Origin of the sequence: Levilactobacillus parabrevis (genome assembly GCF_044051715.1) — a bacterium.
GTDB lineage: Bacteria > Bacillota > Bacilli > Lactobacillales > Lactobacillaceae > Levilactobacillus > Levilactobacillus parabrevis.
On record NZ_CP168688.1, the window covers coordinates 453,741 to 472,786 of the forward strand.

Genomic DNA, 19,046 nt, shown 5'->3' on the forward strand with positions numbered 1-19,046 from the left:
AATTATGGATCAGAGAATGATAATTGATTATAAAAATTATTGTATTTTAGATTGCTTAATTAGAAAAATGAGGATTCCTTATTTTATATTTGATGATGAACTCAGTTATGTTAGAACGTTTTCTTTCTTTCAGCGTGTTAAATGGATTGATCAAGATAATAAGGTGACCAATAAAGGGAAACGTGCACATGAAAGACTTGCTGGAGAACTTGCTCTTAGAGGGATATATCGGCATGTGTATCCTGATTTTTCGCAAGTTGCTTCACAGGGATCTAATAATCATATATACTTACCTTAAGGCCCCATCAGCAAGTTGCACTTGGGCTGTTTCAAGTGCTGGGATGATGATTTCGTCATCTGGAAGAATTCAGAACTTCGAGCTCAGTCTACCCAAGGCTCCCGGAGGTCGCCTTGTCTAGACTAAGGTGCCTAACGGGGTCGTTAGGCACCCTCCATAGAGGTCACAACCGATGCAAAACCAGCATCGTTTATGACCTCTATGGAGACATGAAATAAAGTGATGGGGTCTTTTGGTATGGAAAAAATTTCGTTTAATGAATTTAAAAATAGGTTTATAAATGAGGCAGTATTAAGCGGTAAAAGTAACAGTTATATTGATAAATATTTGGAACAAGCAAAGAAACAGATTGAGAATCAAGTACCGGTGATTTTAAGTGCAGATCATTTGTCAAAACTCAGTGGTGTAAAGATAGGCTATTTGTATGCAGTGTCAAATAGCGATCGCTCTAATTTTTACAAGACATTTAACTTAGATAAAAAGAATGGTGGAAAAAGGCCGATTTCGGTGCCATTGCCAGTTTTAAAAATACTGCAAACGTGGATTTTGGAAAATATAATTAATAATTTGCGTGTTAGTGCATACGCAAAGGCGTATAAAAAATCATCATCATTACTAGATAATGCTAAATATGGGGCTACTCCTTGTCAAGTAGACAATTAAATAACTAAAGTCTTATGCGACTTCCTGAACGGCATGATTCCGGTATTCTTCCGGAGTCATGCCGTTCAGTGTTTCTTGCCGACGTTGCTGGTTATACCAGTCCATAAACTCAGCGACCATCATGATAGCCTCATCCTCTGATAACGGCCGCCGGAAAGTGAAAAAGTCGGTCTTCATATGGCTCCACAGACTTTCCATCGGGCTGTTATCTCCTGGTGTTCCGGGGCGCGACATGCTATGCGTAATCCCATTCTTAGCTAGGGCCAAGTTATATGTTCCAGAAGTATAGCTTGATCCTTGATCACTGTGTAATATTTGCGGCTTTTTCCCGCATGTGGCGGACAAAGCCGCTTCAAAGGTCTTTGTAACTAAGTTGGCTGTTTCAGTGGCTTCTACTCGCCATGCGATAACACTGTGGTCGTACAGATCTTTAATCGCACTCACGCGAAGTTTGCCGGTACCCTTAATTCCATATTTAATTTCGCTACAGTCAGTGACCCAGACCTCGTTAGAACGGTCTGGGTGGAACTTATGGGTCGCCTTATCAGTCAGTAATTTATTGTCAAACACAGCTTGCTTTTGTTCTGACCTTCGATCATGTTTTGCGACTCGAACTGAGGCGACAATCCGATAATCATGCATGATTCTTCGCATTTTATTGCTACTAACATGATACTCAGTCTCCATATTGACATATGTGACCAATCGGTTAACCCCAAAGATATAGTTATTATCTTCCTCTAGTTTGACAACGTATTCGACAATCATTTTATCTTCTTGTTCTCGGTGACTAGGTCTTCGTTTAAGCCACTTGTAATAGGCAGCTCGTGAAACACCTAGATACTGGCACATATAGCTTATCGACGCTTCTTGTGAGAGTGCCTGAATGGCACGATATTTTTGGATTGAACTGCATCCGTCCTCTCTATCTCGTCCAATTTTTTTAGTAATTTATTCTCTAACGCCAGATGCTCATTACGTGCCTCCAGCTGCTTGATCCGCAATTCTTGCTGTTCAGCTTCAGTTAGATTGGGTTTGTCAGCTTTTGACTTGCCGCGACGATCTTGCAATGCTTCGGCACCACCATCTTGAAATTTCTTGGTCCAGTTATATGCCTGATTGTAAGATATTTTGAACTTTTGGGTTGCCTTGTTGTAATCAAAATCGTTTTCGATGATCCATTGTGCGACTTCAATACGTTCGAGTTGGGTAGTCTTTCTGCCATTCATAGAAACTAACCTCCTAGTGGTTTTTGGTAATTTACCACTAGTATACAGGTTCACCCACTGATAGATAATACCAGCGTTAGGAATATTGAATTGCTTAGCTAATTTGCGGTAGGAGGTCTGTCCTTCAAGGTAAATATTGATTAGTTTAACCTTGAAGTCTCGGGTATATGCTTGATTGGTCGGCTGTCGTTTTAGACCTTCTAGACCATGTTTTCGATATCTTTCTACCCATTGTTCTACCTGAGTATGTCGAATGCCATATTCTCGTTGAATGGCGTGATAAGAGTTACCCTCGTCGAGAACCAATTTAACGTAAAAATATTTTTCCTCAACTGTATATCTAGACCCTCTTCGGCCCATAAGAAAAAACTCCTCTCTAGATAAACAAGCTTTAGTTATTTGCTTGTCTACCTAAAGAGGAGTATATCCTATCATAGAAAGCAAAAGGTGATTTTAAAACTTGATATAAAAGATTTCTTTCCAAGTATTTCTACTTCAAGCATTTATCATGTATTTGTGGACTGCGGGTATGCGACAGGCGTGTCAGTCTTGTTGGCAAGGTGTGTTACCTTAAAAGGTGGCTTACCTGAGGGAGCGCCCACTAGCCCAGCTTTAAGTAATCTAGTAATGAATAATTTTGATGCTAAACTTAGTGAATATTGTTTAAGCAAGGGGATTCGATACACTCGATACGCTGATGATATGACTTTTTCGGGTAATTTGAAGAAGCGAAATGAATTGATTAGAGTCGTTTCACAGATGTTGGCAGTTATGGGTTTAAAATTGAATACATCGAAAGTCAGAGTACTGAGAGATAATAACCATCAAATCGTGACTGGGATTTTAGTCAATGAAAAATTAAACACGCCTCGTAGTTTCCGCAGATCTTTGAGATTGGAATGTCACTATGCGTTAGATGGAGATCTTGAAAAGAATGTGGAAAATAAAATTGAAAGTACACCAACAAATAGTGATATTGTGAGATATCTCAGAAGTTTACTTGGAAAAGTTAATTTTGTTCTCTTTGTTAATCCGCAAATTAGGCAGTTTCAAACGGTGAAACAACGTTTAGTCGATAAAATAGCGGAGTATATGGATTGATTTTATAGAAGTGTTGGCCCTCAGGTTTGAATGAGGATTTTATTCTTATTTTTTTTAGTACATGTCGTATTTACAATTAATGTTGCAATTCAATTGTAAGTTCGTCTCCAAAAACGGGAAAAAAACCAAAATTCATGGTTTTTCTCCCGTTTCCTATATTCCGGAGCTGCTTATGCGGGACAGCTCTCATATTCTGTTTGGAGGTGTAGTTGCAGTCTCAGGGTTACTTTGACGCTAAATCAAGCTTATTCGGCCGTCATGGTACCACTACCAGTCGTCAAAGCATAGTTTCCAGCAGCGTTGTAGTTCAGAACTAATGATGAACTGCCGAAGGTGATGCCCGTTGGTAAGGTGTCCGTGTTCAGCGTGTACTTGGTGTAGAGCTTGTTGCCAGCTGCGTTGGTGGATTGGGTCGTGCCATCCGATTCGTAGACGGGTACGTAGATCTTGTTTAATTTAGCCGAGGTCAATGCCGTCGCCAAGCCACTCTGTGAAGCAGTCGTGCCACCTACACCTTGGTAATCCGCCGTGAAGTTGGTTTGATCCGTGGCGACCGCCGTACTCCCATCGGCAGCTAAGGCGTCCGTCGTGGTCAATTTTTCACTGGCGCCAGAGGTAGCGTTCAGCGCGTATGAGCTGGCCACGGTAATCCCTGCGGCCGCGTTAGCCGTCACTGGTACTGTCACGCTACTGCCCCAAGTCGTCGTGTCTGAGACGTAGCTGTTTGAGGCGTTTGATAGGCTATAGCCGGCTGGCAGGTAGGTCGAGGCGGCAATGTCTTTATTGACAGTTGCGGCATCATCCGTGCCTAAGGCGGCGCCAGGTTTAGCACTCGATGTGGTGATCAGCACGCCACTCTTCACGGTCTTACCCGTAGTGTTATCCACGTAGTTAACCGTGATACTTTTGGCGCTGGTGATAGTGCTGTTTTCGCCAGTCTGCAGGGCGCCTGCGTAGATCCAGCCCGTGACCTTGGTATTGTTGTTATCAGTTACGTGGTAGTACAGGGAGCCTTCTTTGGTCTTCGTGGCCGCGGAGTCCACCGTGAAGGAATCAGAAGCCAATGCAGACGTACTGTTGATGACCTTGCTTGCCTTATATTGGGTGTACTTAGGAGCACTCCACAGCGTATTCGCCGTACCCGGATTCTTTAAGTAGTAAGTTTTCGTCGATGGCGTGGTTGCCGTCGTCGTGGTATTGGCTGAAGTGATTCCACCGGCAAACGTGCCGGCCGTCTTCCCGCCGTAAATGTAGCCACGATATTTGCCGTCCATGGAAACAATCTTATAGTAAACGGAGCCACGGTTGGCGGTCTTCTTGACCGTAAGCGCGGAAGTAACTAGCGGGCTTTTTGGAAGCTGCTAAGGTCTTCATGGTTGCTTTGGAAGCGACCACTTTGGCCCCCTTGACCGTGCTGGGTTTGGAGTAGAGGGCGTTGGACCCGTTAACTTCAACGTTTCGCGAGCTCTCGTCCGTTTGTAAAGTGGTATAGGCACCAGCGGTCGCGTAGGACTTGGCAGAAGCAGTCGTCGCAGTGGCGGTCGCAATCCCCGAAAAACTCAGGGCAGTTAGGCCAACGTAAAGTGATTTCTTTAAGCTTGATTGCATATCCATTGTCTCCCTTATATTTGAGTGGCTAAGTCAATCACGACTTAACAGGGGATAGTATAGCAAAGGATTCGGCCATATTTTCGTGGTCGGGGAGTTCGTACTTAGACGTCAATCTCAGCGTTTGCTAGCGTGGCTGGGACGAGTGTTGGATGGTAACAGAGTACAGCTGAGATGAGTATGTGTGGGACTGCCGCGGCTGATGGTAGGGACTGATTCAGTAGCTAGATTATTCGGGGACTCTGACGAAAAAGTCGCGTGGATTTTAGTTTTGGTTAAGCTAGGGACGTGAATTTCGGGATTTAAATGGGGGTTGCTGAGCGTGATTATTCAGAGGGATTTTGTTGATCACGCCATGCAAAAACAGCGTCCTTCGTAGGAAGAACGCCGCTTTGGTGATTAGTGTCGCTGACTTAGGGTTATTTGTGAATTTTGACAACGTGTCCTTTTAGAATCCAGACTTGATGGCCAGCGCGGTCCTTCACTTGGTAGTGTGTGGTGATCTTACCCTTGAATTTCACCTTGGTAACCTTGACTAACTTCCACTTCTTAACAGACTTTTTGGGCGTGTGGCCCTTCAGTTTGTGGAGGTAGACGTCTTTGAAGGTTTTCTTATTAGCCTTTAAACGGTAATTAAATTTCGTGTTGAATTTCTTCATTGAGACAATTTTAGCCTTAGGCTGCTTCTTGTGTGGCTTAGCAGTCGGCTTACTATTCTGAGCTGGTTTGTTGGGTGTAGGCTTGTTTGGTTGCGTTGGTTTCTCAGGTTCCGGTGTTGGCGTTGGTGCCGGAGCCGGTGTGCTGGGAACCTGCGGCGCACTGGGTTGCGTGGCGGCTGGGTAAGGTGTGTTCTTACCATCCGTGGAGACCAGGTACTTGGCACGTAACTGGTCCTGTTGGGCCGGCGTGAACTTCAGCAAGTCATTGATGTATTTGTCCATCGTCCCATAGCGCGCGAAGATTTCTCGGTAGTATTCCATGATCCAAGCCCGTTCGACGTGACGCCCAGTCTGGTTAGATTGGAGAAAATCATTGACGATCGTCTTCCGGTCCATCCCCAGAATGGTCATGATCAGGACGGTCCCGATACCTGTCCGGTCCTTGCCTGAGCTACAGTGGTAGAGCGTGGCGTTCGGATTGGTCAGCAGCATGTTCAAGAATTGATGGTAGCCCGTTACAGCGTGGTAGCCGAATTCCAATTGCCAGTTGTAGAACTCGCCGTCGCCCTTACCGTTGGTGTCGGCGAGGTTCCCCAGGATTGAAATGGACGTCAGAGACGCTCCGGGGATGGCTTTGTCGGGTTGCTTGTCTTGTTGACCGGGCGTTCTAAAGTCAACAATAGAGGTTACGTGGTGATCTTTGGCCAGTTTGTTTGCGTCGCTAGGGGTCAGTGCGCTTAAGTTATCAGAACGGAGGAGCCGGTTTTGGCGAATTTGCCATTTGCCATCGGCTGTCTTGTACCCGCCAATGTCTCGGGTATTCTTGGTACCTTCAAGAGGAATCAGGGTGTCTTTAACGTCACCGTATTGCGCGACCTGGTCGGCTAAGTATGCGGGATATTCTGGCGATCCAGGCTTGGGCTGGGTCGTGGTCGGTGCCGCAGTCTGCGTGATTGGAGCGGTTTCTGGTGTGGCGGTCGTTGCGGCTAAGGCGCTGGACGTTCCCAGGCCACCCAAAGACAGGGCCACCCAGGCGAGACTTAGTGATTTGACGATCGTTGCGCGTTGCATATGAATCCTCCTGTGATGTTTTTTACTTGATGACAAGAACAGAGTATAGCAGGAGAATGTTGCGGTATTGTAGATTTTATGTATAAACTCGGTAAATGTTTGTGAAATGATGAATTAGTTGTTGGAGCTAGATAATCGTGAGCTGGCCGGGTATGGGGCTGAATTCTGGGCGTGGGATTGGGCGCGGCCTGAATAGATTATTAATAAAATTATGAGGCAGAGGTGCAGGTGAAGAGGTTATTGGTGATAGGCGTCATTCTAGGATTATAGTTGTGTGTGATGATCAATTTATGTGTAATATGATAGTTCTAGGGGTTTGCCACGGGGCGTGTTATGCTGGGACAAGTTCAGTAAGTCTTTGAGACGAGAATCTATACAACAGTTGGAGATTTAGACTGTTTTCTAAAAAAGGGCCTGTTAATGGCATATTCTTAAGTGTAATCTGTATAATAGACAGAGGTAAGTAATATTTACCTTTAGTACTTAGAAAGTAAAGCTGATCGATGGGAGGCCGATGATGAAATTAAACGAGATATTTTCAAGTGACTTCATTTCACGCTTAAATAGTTTGAATAAAGATGGACACGTGAATCCTAATGAAGAAGTTGAAGGACCTGTTGATGTTGAAAGATTTCTCAAAGAGCTTAATTTTCAGGTCCACATTGAGAAGCAAATGAACGGCAGTGGCAAGATCAGCAATAATGATATATTTATTGATGGTTCTGAGAATCGGCAACGCCAGCGATTTTCGATGGCTCATGAACTGGGCCATGCTATGCAAAATGTGCGATACGCTAATCGCAATGATGATTCTAGTGACTATAGTTCTGAAGATCGGCAGGATGAAGTTTTTGCAAATGCTTTTGCTGCGCAGTTTCTGATGCCCAAAGTTTTAGTATCACGAGGTGTTAGGCAAGCCATTTCAGACCAACATCTGGATGGTCGTCATTTACAAATGGCGGAGGTCAAGTCAATTATTAAGATGGTTGCTGGACAGTTAGACGTATCAACGATGGCGATGAAATATCGGATTGATAATCTAGGGATTTTTGTCCCAGCTGAGGATAAGTGAGTGGCAGTGACAGATAATTATCAATCCAAACAGGAACTATATGATGCTAAAAAGGTATTTGATACGATGAATGTTGACTTGCAATTGACTAACACGGAGTTTGATGGCAATTTAATCTATTTATTGAAGCAGATTAAAGTTGACGGTGAGTCACATAAAAGCGAATTACTAAAGGAATTGCAGGAAAGTTTGGGACCAGTGTTTAAAAGCTTAGAGGTTGATCATGCCTATACGGAGGATCATTCGTCCTGGTCAGTATTTTATGCTTTGAAGGAAATTATCGATCAGATCAGTAGTCGTTTGGAGCAAGGATATAAGACTGTATATCGGGGACAACCAGGCAACTGGGATTTGCGGGCCAACCCTCTTTAGAAAAGGGGTCACGGGATATACGGACGATTTTAGGCGTAACTACGAGCAAATTTATAAATCAGTTGCTCAAAAATTCCCGGAAAATGTCTCGTATTTTTCGATTCATGACAATCTAGATAAGCGAGCTGCAAATTTAGCGGAGTTACAGCATTATGGATTGGGGACGCCACTGATTGATGTTAGTTCGAATCCATTTATTTCTTTGCTGTTCATGGTAGACGGGTATGCCAATCAGGGTGACGAACCCCAGCTCGACATCTTTTTTGTTCGCGAAGATGGGCAGAATTCATTGTATCAGGAAGTCGTTAAGCGGGAGCAGAATAGGCGAATTTCAGTTCAAAAGGGTGCCTTTCTGAATTTCGATAAGTTGGATATGAACGGATTGTCAGGGGAGAACAAGATTCCCCGAGTCTGCTTGCGATTGCAATACGTTCGAAGCTCGTTGGATTCAGCAACAGCTGTAAATCTTCCTGACGGAGACTTACCAGTTGCGCAAGATGAAGAACGCGTAAAAGTAAATGTTCTTGCGACAGCTGTGAATGATATTAAAAGTAAACTAAATTCTTATTACTATCGAACAGAGGATTTGTTTCCAGACTTCTACATGTACTTAGGCGTTCTGAAGGCCAAGTATGCGGATACAGGTCATGTTGATGTGAACAAATGGTATCAAGTGGTTGAAAACTAGATTGAGACGGACGTGATGAGAAGCTTACATCACGTCCGTTTTGTTTATAACCGTTAGTCTATGAATTTATTTGTAAGCCAACATCCATGACTAAACCGGCGAAATTCGGTATAGTCATGGAGACGTTGAAAATGGAACGGAGTTTGCGGAATATCATGAGATTTATGTAAGCGTCACGCTACTTGGGTTTTCGGAAGGGGAGTCAGCTACATGGTCAAAGTTGTTGCACGCGTCAGTCACCCGGACATTACGGGAGCACCTGTGGATTTCAAAGTTATTGAAGTTGAAGAACACCTTAAGATTTTTAGCGAACCGATTGCCAACACGCACCGTTACTGGGTACCGGCCACCGCCGATGTCGATGATGAGGAGGAATACCTGGAACCGGTTGACGATCCGGATTACAATTTCCGAACGGATTTTGCCATCTATCGGCGAAAGTATAACTTTCTCCAGCCGGAAGAGATCCGAGCTGCTCGCCAGGAAATGGGACTCTCCCAATCGGAAGCGGCGGTCGTTCTGGGACTCGATGAAAGCCTCCTAGCTGACATCGAAGCTAACATGGCCCTGCAACCCTACGACCAGGAACTCAAGTTGCGTTGGTTACTGTCTCCAGTGACGCTGAGTAGCCTTGTACGCAATCACCGAGAGATTATGCAAGAACGCTGCCGCCAAGCTGAGGTGGACGCTGAGGGCCTGCTGGAGAAGTTAGTGCATTATGAGCAAGCGGCCGATATTTAAAAATAAATGGTCTGAAAATTATAATTAACGGCAGGGCCGTCTGGGTAATAGTTAGCGGCTTATTTATAAATATATTGATATGCGATTATAATTATTTACATTGAATATTTTCAATAGTCGCTTTTAATTTTAGCCGCGGCTCGCTATACTGGCCCTGTTCACCTACAACTTTTTCAGGGGAGAAATAGCATGAAATCTAGTTTAGCGAAATCGCTGTGTCTAGGAGTCGTGGCGGTGAGTTTCGGTGCGGTCACGACCACGATTAATACGGCACGTACAGCGGAGGCCTCGTCGAGCGCAAAGATTGTGTCCAAGTCGGCGCTGGGCAAGCATGCACAGAATGTGGCAGTAACCGGATCTAACGCCATTTACACTAAGCCGGGGACGGTTCGGGGCGCCAAGCTGGTGGCTTCTACCAGACAGGTCAAGAAGTTGGTGAAGTCGGGATACTCTAAGGATTACTTTCGGGCCTACCACATGGCGGTCACGAATCGGGGATCGGTCTATTACAAGATTGTCTCGATGAATGGCAAGTATCGGGGATACATTTATGGTGGCAGCACAAAAGGCGTCTTAGCGGGTGGCATTGAAGTGGCCGAGACCACGAAGGCCGCCACGATGCCATCACGGACGACCGGTTTTCATTTGAAGAACGTTAACAAGAATACATTATGGACGGCACCGAAGAATACCCAGTACAAGGCGCACAAGGTCAGCTTGTATGGGTCTAATAAGCACGACACGTTCACGGTATCCAGGGCTGAGACGAAGACGCGGGAGGGGACGCTGTACTACTACGTCACATCCACGACGGATGCATCGATTGCAGGCTGGATTTATGCTGGTAAAGGCTACCAGAACGCGGGTAACACGTCATTTGGCGGTCTGATGGTAGGTGAAGTTGATCAGACGCCAACGAGTGATAACAGTGTCAAAGTAGTCTACCGGGAGAATGGCAAGCTGGTAGGAAACGCCACATGGGTAACCGCACAGGCCAATACTCACGCCGGAAGTCGCGTGGACAATGCCAAGAACGCTGCGGGCACCAATCTGACCGATTACGTGACGGCGATGACACCTAGCGGTTACAAGGCGACGTCCGCGACTGCAGTGTCGAGTGCCGTGCTTGGCGCAACGTATGGCAACACGGTGTACGTCGATGTGATGTCGGCAGCCACCTCGCAATTGCAATTGACCGTTGATGGTGTCGATAACGGTAAAGTTGCGGTGGTTGATGGCTTGAGTAATGGCAGCAAGCTTTCTAGTAAGGATTTGGCCATGACGCTTTCTACGGATGCAACGCAAGCTCTAAGCGGCAAAGCGGGCCAACTGATTGGGGAGCTTAACCTGACCAAAATTGAGATCGGTATTAACCGGGGTAACATTAGCGGGACCAAGACCTACAAAGATCAGGGTGGGAACCTTTACCACTACGACTTTGTCTTTGCCGCCAGCACCTTTGTCAGCAGTCATAAGTTGGCAAAATACGGAGATGTACTGACCGCCAACTTTAAGGCGACGTTGGTCGGTGGCAAGGCGACCGCAACTGCTAACGGCGGGACCTGGAGTGTGTCGTAGTCCGCTTAAATTTACACATGGGAACCGTCAGAAATGGCGGTTCTTTTTTAGTTGTGGATGCTTTTGACAATAGTTGCGACGGCTAGTGGTTAAGTCATCGAAAGTTTGATTAATTATCAGTAAATTTATATTTAATTTGGTATACTAGGAGGCGTTAACACATAACTTAAACATTCAAGGGAGACAGTACATTATGCAATCAAATTTAGCCAAATCACTTTACCTTGGTTTAGCTGCTTTAAGCTTAGGAGCCGTTGCCACGGTTTCGACCACTGCTCAAGCTGCTAGCAAGGCTAAGATTGTTTCAAGTAAGACTCTGAGCACCGACGCTACGAAGCGCAACGTTCAACCTACTGGGAAGAACGCCCTCTACTCCAAGCCAGGGACTGTTAAAGGTGCCAAGACGGTTGCCTCAAAGAACACGATGAATAAGTTAGCCTCTTCCAAGAAGTCCGCTGACTACTTCCGTGCTTACTACCAAAAGACGACGAACAAGGGCTCTGTTTACTACAAGATCGTTTCCATGGACGGTAAGTACCGTGGTTACATTTACGGTGGTAAGAAGGCCGGGACCTTTGCTGGTGGGATCAAGAAGGCTTCAACGACGAAGTCCGCTAAGATGCCTGCTAACACGACCGTATACTTTGCCAAGCCTGGTAAGTCTGGCGTGACGTGGAGCGCACCTAAGTACACGCAATACAAGGCCACGAAGTCTGTTAAGGACACGACCGACTACGCTAACGATGTATTGACTGTAACGTCTGCCATCAAGAAGTCACGTGAAGGGTCAACTTACTACTACGTTACTGATGCCACTAATCCAAGCGTTAACGGTTGGGTTTACTCTAAGGGTGTTACCACGACGAAGCCAGCTGGCGCTACGTTTAACGCTGCTACTGACGTGAATGTTAACTTTGTGGCTGCAGGCTCAGGTAAGACTGTTGCTTCAACGACGCTGTCTGGTTTGAAAGCTGACGCAACGAAGGTCTTATCAACTGTTAAAGGTACCGCTGTTGGTACCGATGCTGCGACTCAAGCTACTGATGCTTGGGGTAAGGCCGCTTTGACTGGCACTGGTTACAGTTACGTGGCTAGCGATAGCTCAAACAAGATTGCTTTGGGCAATGCCAAGACGGGTGACACGATTTCCTTACTCGTTAACCAAAACCAACCAACGACCTCTAAGTTTACGTTCTACAAGACGGCTGGTAACGGGGACCTTTCCCAAGCCGCTAAGGGCATCCAAGCTTACACGACTGGTAAGACTGCTACTGAAAACACGGTAGCCTTCCCTACTGTATCTGCTGGGTTCACTGGTGTTTCCGAAGCGACCTTCACTGCTTCAGATGCGTCCACTTACTTGACCAATGCTGGGTTAGCAACGCTTGACACGCCTAACTACAAGAAGTCTAACGATACGAAAGAGTACTACACGGAATTCAAACTTTCTAGCACGATTGCCGGTACTTTCGGTAGCTCGACTAAGGCCTTCTACACGGCTTCAGAAAAGACCGGGACTTCACCTGCAAAGGCTCAAACGACCACTGGTGTTAACGACTACTACACAAACAAGTAATTAACGATTGTTACACGAAGGACCGCTCCCAACCGGAGCGGTCCTTTTTCTAGTCTCAAAATGGTCAACTTGGTAAATTCTCAGGATGGTCCCGCAACTGCGTACTAACCGCGGCAGACAGGTTCTCCGCCTCCAGAAAGGGTTGTAAATTATCCGTGCGTAAACGTTCCGCTAGGACAGCAATGACCGCGTTAGATACGGGAATCTGGGCCGCCTCCATTTGCCAGTAGGCCATCGGGGAGACGCCGTAGATCAGGCTGGCTGTGTGAATTGGACACCACTCAGCATTCAATCGGATGCAGCGAAGGATGTCGGCGTAGCTGTTGATGGCGCGCGGGTCGCGCATCTTGACAATGCCATGTTCAGCAGCAAATGTTGCGCTGTCGGGCCAGTCCAACGTTTCGTGGTGGTTGGCCGCTAATTTCAGTTCCGTGGTGAGGGTCAGCTCGAATAGTGCCGTCGTTAAATCTGGCGTTCGCTGCAGGGCGGCCACCTGATCATTATTCAGACCGTAGCATTGGAAAATCAACGTCAACAAGTCCGGGTTGGGGTGAGTGATGTGGTTGTGTTCCAACTCAATCAGATACCAACCAGGAATATCCAGATTTTTCAAAACCTCCGCGTGACTGGCCCCATCCGCCAACACCAAGCGGGCCTTGTACAGCACGTCTCCCAACGGATGTCGTTGTTTGGCCATACCCCTTCACCTCACCTTTTCCTAGAGTATACCAAGTAATTCTGGCTGTTGCATGAAATCCCCATGAAAGTTTGTGCCAGTTTATGAGAAAACTCGAATTTAATAGGAATAAATTAAATTATAGTTCGTCCATCATCCGCCAAATGATGACCCGTAGAAATCGTTCATACTGGCGATTCTAGCCAATGTACGTTCTGAAACTAATTTTAAAAATTCAATGTATATTTCTTGCTATCATTCGGTTTTTGTGGCAATCTATAGCCGGGTAACAGGAAGGCCATGGTAAGCTATCGAATACCTCAATTTTCCTATTAAGGAGAATATCTATGGTTAACCCATTAACCCGCGGTCTTCGCCCCGAACTGCGTAGTCAGATCGAACGGGAAAATGTGATTGATTTTACGAAGTTACAGTTGGAGGATGTTACCCGGCGAATTCCGACCGGTGAGCCCGAGCTAGATTGGCAGTCGGTGGTCTTTATTAAGAACTTCCGGCAAACGAATCTCGCGGCCGATTCCGTCGTGGTGACAATGCGCGATGGCTTCTTCCGTGCGGCACTCACGCCCAAGGCATTGGCCAACCTGATACTAACGTCGACGAACATGGCTTGGCTCAACATGGGAAGCTACGTGAAGATGCTCGGTTTGAGCGAACCGCTGCCCATTGTTAGTGGCAAGCTGCGAGTCGTCGCGACGGAGCAACCCAAGCATGGCGGTCATAACAGCTGGGTGGGACTCCAATTTGTCGACAATATCAACGCTGTATGGGGAAAGAAGCAGGTCCGGGCCCAACTTGATAATGGGATGGAGATGATCTTCAGTGATTCGGCTGCGCGCTTACGCAAGAAGAATGACGAAACGTTACGTATCGCCCATCAGATGACGACCGAATTTCAATATACCCAGCACCACGCTCTGTCGGTGGACGCCCTGCTAACACAGGAAGAGTACGATGGGCAAGCAGCAATTGAGTTTCATCAGCGTTATCTGCTGGTCAGTGGGCTCAATCTCATGGGCATCTCGGAATCTCAGGTGGATGTGACGTTACTGCTCAAGCGTCTCCGCCAGGGGAACAAAGAGGCCCTGCATTTCGATGATGAGCGGTTCCAGGCGTAAATGCCGCCATTTCAACGTTTATCAGCACTCCGTATAAAGATAATAATAGCAAATTTGGCTAAGATGTGATTTGTTTATAATGTAGTCTGTTATCTGTGGTAGGATGTTTAGGGGAGGTAACTTTCAGGGCTTATGGTTTTACCCACTAAGTTACCACTACGCGATGACTATGTTAAAGACGGACCGACGAAGTAAGGCTGTCGGTGGTCACGAGGAGGAAGAGTAACATGATGGAAGCCAATAAGTTAGCCGTGGACGTTCAGCGGATTCACCAGTTGAATTCACTCCTGCGTCCCTTTATCAAACGGCCAAGCAGCGGGGATGCAATCACGTTTGAACAATATCGGATCTTGCATGAACTGGCAATGGAGAAAGTTAGTACAAGTGAACTGGCGCGACGCCTAAACGTCGGCCAATCCATGATTTCAATCCAGATCAGCCGGCTGTTAAACAACGGCTACATTGATGACGAGACGTTGGCGACCGACCGCCGCTACCACGTTTTCGAAATCACACCGCGCGGCCGGCGCATTGAAGAACACGTCAGTGACGTCCTCAATGAAGAGCTGCCAGAGCTGATTCAACAGCTCACCGAGATTGTCAATGCGCGTTAATTTTAAACAAAACGGAAGGTGCGGGATGGCCCGCACCTTCTTTTGCGCGACGTGAGAACTATCAGAAATGGTGGAATTATTAATAGCACGCCAATTTCTACGCTGACAGGCCATCCAATAGCCGCGTTTGCGAGCACAATAAAAGCCAGCCCACGCGGTGTGGACTGGCAGTCAGTAACGCTTATTCAGCTGCTTCTAACGGTTCTTCGTCTTCTGGTTCGTCCATAGGCTTACCAGCGGCGTCCACCAATTGCAGTTCCTTGAGGCGGATAACAACAAGATCCCCGAAAGAATCGATCTTATCGGTTTCCTTCTTGGAGAGTTGGTCGGGTTCAACCTTCACCAGTGCGGAATGTTCGTAGATTTTTGTAATGGTGCCGTAGAATGAATCTGAGAAAAGTTCGGTCTTTTCACAAAACACCCGGTTATCTTCGTGTAATGCCATGAGCAATCGTCCCCCCATAAAAGTAATTTATAACAGATTAAAGGTCGAGTGCTTAAAAGTCAAGGAAATTTCGCAAAAAACGTTAAATTGGTTAAATAATTATGGGCACTATCTAATAAGTGAATTACTTAACAGGGGTTACAGTCGTCGTAAACGATCGATTCGCGTCTGGGCAGTGAAATTCTGGAGTGATTCTGTCTGCTTAGCTACCTGGGTCGCAAAATCCGTCAAGAAGTCTAGTTCTAGATTGGAGAGGGGACGCTGACTTTGGGCGGCTGTCAGGAGGTCATCCACCGCGCTAGCCAAGTGATCGTTGGCCGCAACCAGCTGTTTGAAAGCTGGCGTACCAGAGAGTCCGGTGAGCCCTGTCGTTTGGATCGTGTGAACGGCTGCTGACGAGGCTACTGGCGTCGCTGTGACCATTGCGGCAGTGGCTGCCTGTTGGGCCTGCCGTTGGACCTTTGCCGGCGCTGGGGTACTACTGTCGAAGTAGTAGTAGACCTCTCGTGGCTTGACTGCGGCCTTCTTGATGCGGTGATCGATGGATGGTGCGGCTGAGACGGCGCCCATTACGACCGAGGAGACGTAGCCCAGTTTCCCTAACATATCGCGCAGCTTGACTGCCCGAATTCCGCGAATCCCGGGGAATTTTTCTTCGGATACGACCTCTGATGTTTGATCGTCCTGTAACCAAGTAATAATTTGCTGGCGAATCTTTGCTGCCTGACTGTTCTTTGTGTTTGCCATAGTGGGCCTCCATTAGAATGCGTAATTACTAGTTAATTTAATAATTAATTGCCTTGTTATTAATATTGAACCATGTTTGCCCCACCACTGGCAAGGGATGGGAGCGCCTTTTTCAGAAAATTTGCTGGCTTGCTGAGTGTGCCTAATCTTTTTAGGGTAAGTATGGTACAATCTAAGTACATAGAGGAACTATCCTGGTGAAGCCGAACTCTTCGTGGTTTGGCAAGGCTGACATCACTGTGCGCACGTAGGTTGATCATGGATTGATGAGCCGTGATTGTCGACAGCCGCGGCACGTTTCCCAACCTTGATTGGCTACGCGCCGATAGCGGGAGGGAAGCGTTGTCGCGACCCTTCCTTTGTTTTTGTGCCAAATACTGGGATAGTTTCAATCAATTTAGGAGTGAACAATTTTGCACATTTTTAGAGATGAAAACGGGATTCGTCTGGTCGTTTCCCACCAGCTCGGACATTACGCCGTCCATTTCGCGGAATACGCCCCCGAACAAGAATTCGTGAATTATGGCTTGAGTAAGGACCGGCATGGCCGTTATCATCTGACCATTGAAAAGACGAACTTGACTGAACTCGACTCGCCGATTTTCCAGAAGGAATTAGTTTTCGGTGATTTAGGCGACAGTTTGACGCCGATTGACGGTGTAACGTTGATGTTGATTTAGTAAAAGAGTGCGCCGAGGGGCGGTTAGCTGGCGAGCATTAACGTCAATAAGCAAAAAATCCCGGGTTTGGATTATTTGCTTATTGGGGTTAAGCGCAACCAGCTGTCCCTCGGTGCACGTTTCGGCTATGGCAGCGGAAGCGCGCATTTCACCCGCAACCGTAGCCAGCAAGTTCAAGCCGCCAATCAATTTAATTTCCACTCGAGCAATGTTGCCTCAGCAACGTTGCTTTTTTGACGCCCTAAAATCCCTGTCATTAAGCTAGTTCAAGCAGATCCACCCAAAAGTCCCCAACCTTTTCAGTTGCTAAATGTAACTGTGAGTATTACAGTATAACCGTAAACAAAAACGAAAAGGGGTTAATATTTATGACAAACGTATTAGTACTGGGTGCCAATGGAAAAATTGCTAAGCTGGCTACAGCACAGCTGTTGGAAAATGACCAGAACCACTTAACGTTGTTTCTGCGGAACGCCAAGCGTTTAGTGGATGCCGCCAGTGACCGGGTCAAGGTCGTTGAGGGTGATGCCAGCAACGTTGCCGATTTGAAGGCCGCCATGGCTGGTAGTGATATCGTCTATGCTAACCTCGCAGGTAAGAATATTGAGGACGAAGCCAAAGCCGTTGTGGCCGCAATGGACGAAAGCCAAGTCAGTCGCTTGATCTGGATCTCCACGTTAGGCATTTACGACGAAGTTCCGGGCAATTATGGCAAGTGGAATCACCAAATGCTGGATGGGGGCTACCTGGAGACTTACGCGGCCGCTGCCAAGGTTATTGAGAGTTCTGATGTTGACTACACCCTGATTCGGCCAGCTTGGTTGAGTAATAAGGATGAGATTGACTACGAGACCACGAAGAAGGGTGAAGCCTTCAAAGGGACCGAGGTTTCCCGAAAGAGCATCGCCGCTGTTGTGGCTAAATTAGTCGCTGATCCAAGTCAGGCCATCCGGGAATCCCTGGGCGTTAACAAGCCCAATACCGATGGGGATAAGCCTTCTTGGTATTAATGGCGCGACGCAACTGAGGAGAATTCTTTTATCGCTGTGAATGCCCATTAGTCGCCGCTTTCAATCTCTCGATGAAAATTGCGGGTTCAAAAAGTGTGCAATGTGGATGGATTCGCGGTATAACTATGGTGTGTGTTGAGGGTAACTCCACACGACATTTCGTTTCGATTTACTTAATTTGGAATCAATTTACTAAGCTCATATCTGTGAAACTTTTCCTCCAAACAAGAACCCATGGAATTTGCCTGGAATTGATTCATACATCAAAAATATCGTTGGCGACCACGACTCGCTGACGGTATTTTTTTGCTTGGATGTCTGTTATATCAACGTTCTAGGCCGATCGGATAAAATAAATCAAGAAGTTTTAGCTTTTCTATTGCAAACGCTTACAGGCCGTGTTACTATTATGTCACGGAAAGGAATTAAGAGTTGTGATTCCAGCATCACATAATTTAGTTGAGTCAATGCTTTACGAAACCGATTTCCGTTTTGACGAGAGACAGGTTTTTAGTAGAGAAACCCGCAACAAAGAAAATGTTTTTGACAACTCCGATAAACCTTCTAACGAACTCTGGTGGATTCAAGCGACAGTTCAAGAATGATGAACAACTGAATATAGTGTCAGCTTAGCGCTTCACGTAAGCGTATGTGTTTAGAGACGTGTAGACAGTGTTACAAGTTTTAACTAGAGCTCGGATGTTACGGATGCAGAGGTCATACAAGGATTTCAAGTAGAATCGTTAGAGCGTGATCTGTTGAGGTAATGAAGGAATTAAGCGTCACCGTTCCAAAACCAAAACGGTAGCCAGAAATAAAATATAGTATGATTTGGGGCTGCGGCAGTTGGTTCGAAATACAAGTTATGAGGCGATTAAGTATTAAAATGATTATCAAACGGGAATTAAGTCACAACCTCCTTTCCGGAAGTTAGCGGACTTCAAGTTATTTTCACCCAACTTGAAGCCCGTTTTTATGATTCTAGAAGTAAGTTGTTCGGTTCAACCAAGCCGTCGCCGACTTGGATTAACGGAATCTTGATTTTTAGTTTGGTTAGTCAGCTTGTAATCGTGTCAGTAAGT

General features: G+C 46.3%; 21 protein-coding genes and 1 pseudogene. 14 read left to right on the plus strand and 8 right to left on the minus strand.

Annotation, left to right across the window (positions count from 1 at the left end):
• The first annotated feature begins 4 nt into the window (after nucleotides 1-4).
• Both ACEPSU_RS02245 and ACEPSU_RS02250 read left to right on the plus strand, forming a co-directional pair.
• Entirely contained in the window at nucleotides 5-298 is a 294-nt protein-coding gene (locus tag ACEPSU_RS02245; protein WP_395322608.1) for a hypothetical protein, read from the plus strand.
• A 237-nt stretch (nucleotides 299-535) separates the two neighbouring features.
• Nucleotides 536-961 (plus strand): hypothetical protein, encoded by a 426-nt coding sequence (locus ACEPSU_RS02250; RefSeq protein ID WP_395322610.1) that lies wholly within the window; start codon nucleotides 536-538, stop codon nucleotides 959-961.
• Between the two features lie 12 nt (nucleotides 962-973).
• Here ACEPSU_RS02250 and ACEPSU_RS02255 read toward each other — a convergent pair whose 3' ends face one another.
• Entirely contained in the window at nucleotides 974-1,813 is an 840-nt protein-coding gene (locus tag ACEPSU_RS02255) for an IS3 family transposase (protein ID WP_234898053.1), read from the minus strand.
• Between the two features lie 5 nt (nucleotides 1,814-1,818).
• Nucleotides 1,819-2,550 (minus strand): helix-turn-helix domain-containing protein, encoded by a 732-nt coding sequence (locus ACEPSU_RS02260; RefSeq protein ID WP_395322366.1) that lies wholly within the window; start codon nucleotides 2,548-2,550, stop codon nucleotides 1,819-1,821.
• A 39-nt stretch (nucleotides 2,551-2,589) separates the two neighbouring features.
• Here ACEPSU_RS02260 and ACEPSU_RS02265 point away from each other — a divergent pair, with 39 nt between their 5' ends.
• Entirely contained in the window at nucleotides 2,590-3,291 is a 702-nt protein-coding gene (locus ACEPSU_RS02265) for a reverse transcriptase family protein (RefSeq protein WP_395322612.1), read from the plus strand.
• Between the two features lie 245 nt (nucleotides 3,292-3,536).
• On the opposite strand, the gene ACEPSU_RS02270 is transcribed toward ACEPSU_RS02265, so the two are convergent.
• The 3 genes from ACEPSU_RS02270 to ACEPSU_RS02280 all read right to left on the minus strand — a co-directional run bounded on the left by ACEPSU_RS02270 (nucleotide 3,537) and on the right by ACEPSU_RS02280 (nucleotide 6,629).
• A complete protein-coding gene (locus tag ACEPSU_RS02270; RefSeq protein ID WP_395322614.1) occupies nucleotides 3,537-4,565 on the minus strand; it encodes a hypothetical protein in 1,029 nt (342 codons plus the stop codon).
• Between the two features lie 10 nt (nucleotides 4,566-4,575).
• A complete protein-coding gene (locus ACEPSU_RS02275; protein ID WP_395322616.1) occupies nucleotides 4,576-4,899 on the minus strand; it encodes a hypothetical protein in 324 nt (107 codons plus the stop codon).
• Between the two features lie 419 nt (nucleotides 4,900-5,318).
• Nucleotides 5,319-6,629 carry a tyrosine-protein phosphatase gene (locus ACEPSU_RS02280; RefSeq protein WP_395322618.1) on the minus strand — a complete coding sequence of 437 codons (1,311 nt, stop codon included), beginning with the start codon at nucleotides 6,627-6,629 and terminating at the stop codon, nucleotides 5,319-5,321.
• A 517-nt stretch (nucleotides 6,630-7,146) separates the two neighbouring features.
• Between ACEPSU_RS02280 and ACEPSU_RS02285 the strand changes: the two genes are divergently transcribed.
• From ACEPSU_RS02285 to ACEPSU_RS02315, 7 genes and pseudogenes are all read left to right on the plus strand, one after another.
• Complete coding sequence (locus ACEPSU_RS02285) at nucleotides 7,147-7,701, plus strand: ImmA/IrrE family metallo-endopeptidase (protein WP_395323508.1); 555 nt, start codon at nucleotides 7,147-7,149, stop codon at nucleotides 7,699-7,701.
• Complete coding sequence (locus tag ACEPSU_RS02290) at nucleotides 7,702-8,073, plus strand: hypothetical protein (protein WP_395322622.1); 372 nt, start codon at nucleotides 7,702-7,704, stop codon at nucleotides 8,071-8,073.
• Nucleotides 8,051-8,242 (plus strand): annotated as a pseudogene (locus tag ACEPSU_RS02295) (hypothetical protein); the annotation flags it as partial. The gene ACEPSU_RS02290 and the pseudogene ACEPSU_RS02295, both read left to right, overlap by 23 nt.
• 42 nt (nucleotides 8,243-8,284) lie before the next feature.
• Nucleotides 8,285-8,761, plus strand: coding sequence for a hypothetical protein (locus tag ACEPSU_RS02300; protein WP_395323509.1), 477 nt, complete (start codon nucleotides 8,285-8,287; stop codon nucleotides 8,759-8,761).
• Nucleotides 8,762-8,971: 210 nt separating this feature from the next.
• Complete coding sequence (locus tag ACEPSU_RS02305) at nucleotides 8,972-9,502, plus strand: helix-turn-helix domain-containing protein (protein WP_395322626.1); 531 nt, start codon at nucleotides 8,972-8,974, stop codon at nucleotides 9,500-9,502.
• Nucleotides 9,503-9,691: 189 nt separating this feature from the next.
• Nucleotides 9,692-11,080, plus strand: coding sequence for an S-layer protein (locus ACEPSU_RS02310; RefSeq protein WP_395322628.1), 1,389 nt, complete (start codon nucleotides 9,692-9,694; stop codon nucleotides 11,078-11,080).
• 193 nt (nucleotides 11,081-11,273) lie between these two features.
• Nucleotides 11,274-12,656, plus strand: coding sequence for a hypothetical protein (locus tag ACEPSU_RS02315; protein WP_395322630.1), 1,383 nt, complete (start codon nucleotides 11,274-11,276; stop codon nucleotides 12,654-12,656).
• Between the two features lie 64 nt (nucleotides 12,657-12,720).
• Here ACEPSU_RS02315 and ACEPSU_RS02320 read toward each other — a convergent pair whose 3' ends face one another.
• Nucleotides 12,721-13,353 (minus strand): hypothetical protein, encoded by a 633-nt coding sequence (locus tag ACEPSU_RS02320; protein ID WP_395322632.1) that lies wholly within the window; start codon nucleotides 13,351-13,353, stop codon nucleotides 12,721-12,723.
• Nucleotides 13,354-13,679: 326 nt separating this feature from the next.
• Here ACEPSU_RS02320 and ACEPSU_RS02325 point away from each other — a divergent pair, with 326 nt between their 5' ends.
• Nucleotides 13,680-14,468, plus strand: a complete 789-nt coding sequence (locus ACEPSU_RS02325) for a hypothetical protein (RefSeq protein ID WP_260338792.1) — start codon at nucleotides 13,680-13,682, stop codon at nucleotides 14,466-14,468.
• A 227-nt stretch (nucleotides 14,469-14,695) separates the two neighbouring features.
• Nucleotides 14,696-15,082 carry a MarR family winged helix-turn-helix transcriptional regulator gene (locus ACEPSU_RS02330; protein WP_020090242.1) on the plus strand — a complete coding sequence of 129 codons (387 nt, stop codon included), beginning with the start codon at nucleotides 14,696-14,698 and terminating at the stop codon, nucleotides 15,080-15,082.
• A gap of 181 nt (nucleotides 15,083-15,263) precedes the next feature.
• On the opposite strand, the gene ACEPSU_RS02335 is transcribed toward ACEPSU_RS02330, so the two are convergent.
• Entirely contained in the window at nucleotides 15,264-15,527 is a 264-nt protein-coding gene (locus ACEPSU_RS02335) for a hypothetical protein (RefSeq protein WP_020090241.1), read from the minus strand.
• 138 nt (nucleotides 15,528-15,665) lie between these two features.
• Nucleotides 15,666-16,274, minus strand: a complete 609-nt coding sequence (locus tag ACEPSU_RS02340) for a hypothetical protein (protein WP_395322636.1) — start codon at nucleotides 16,272-16,274, stop codon at nucleotides 15,666-15,668.
• A 413-nt stretch (nucleotides 16,275-16,687) separates the two neighbouring features.
• Here ACEPSU_RS02340 and ACEPSU_RS02345 point away from each other — a divergent pair, with 413 nt between their 5' ends.
• Together ACEPSU_RS02345 and ACEPSU_RS02350 are read left to right on the plus strand one after the other, a co-directional pair.
• A complete protein-coding gene (locus tag ACEPSU_RS02345; protein ID WP_260338794.1) occupies nucleotides 16,688-16,954 on the plus strand; it encodes a hypothetical protein in 267 nt (88 codons plus the stop codon).
• A 368-nt stretch (nucleotides 16,955-17,322) separates the two neighbouring features.
• Nucleotides 17,323-17,964, plus strand: a complete 642-nt coding sequence (locus tag ACEPSU_RS02350; protein WP_395322638.1) for an SDR family oxidoreductase — start codon at nucleotides 17,323-17,325, stop codon at nucleotides 17,962-17,964.
• Nucleotides 17,965-19,046 lie beyond the last annotated feature (1,082 nt).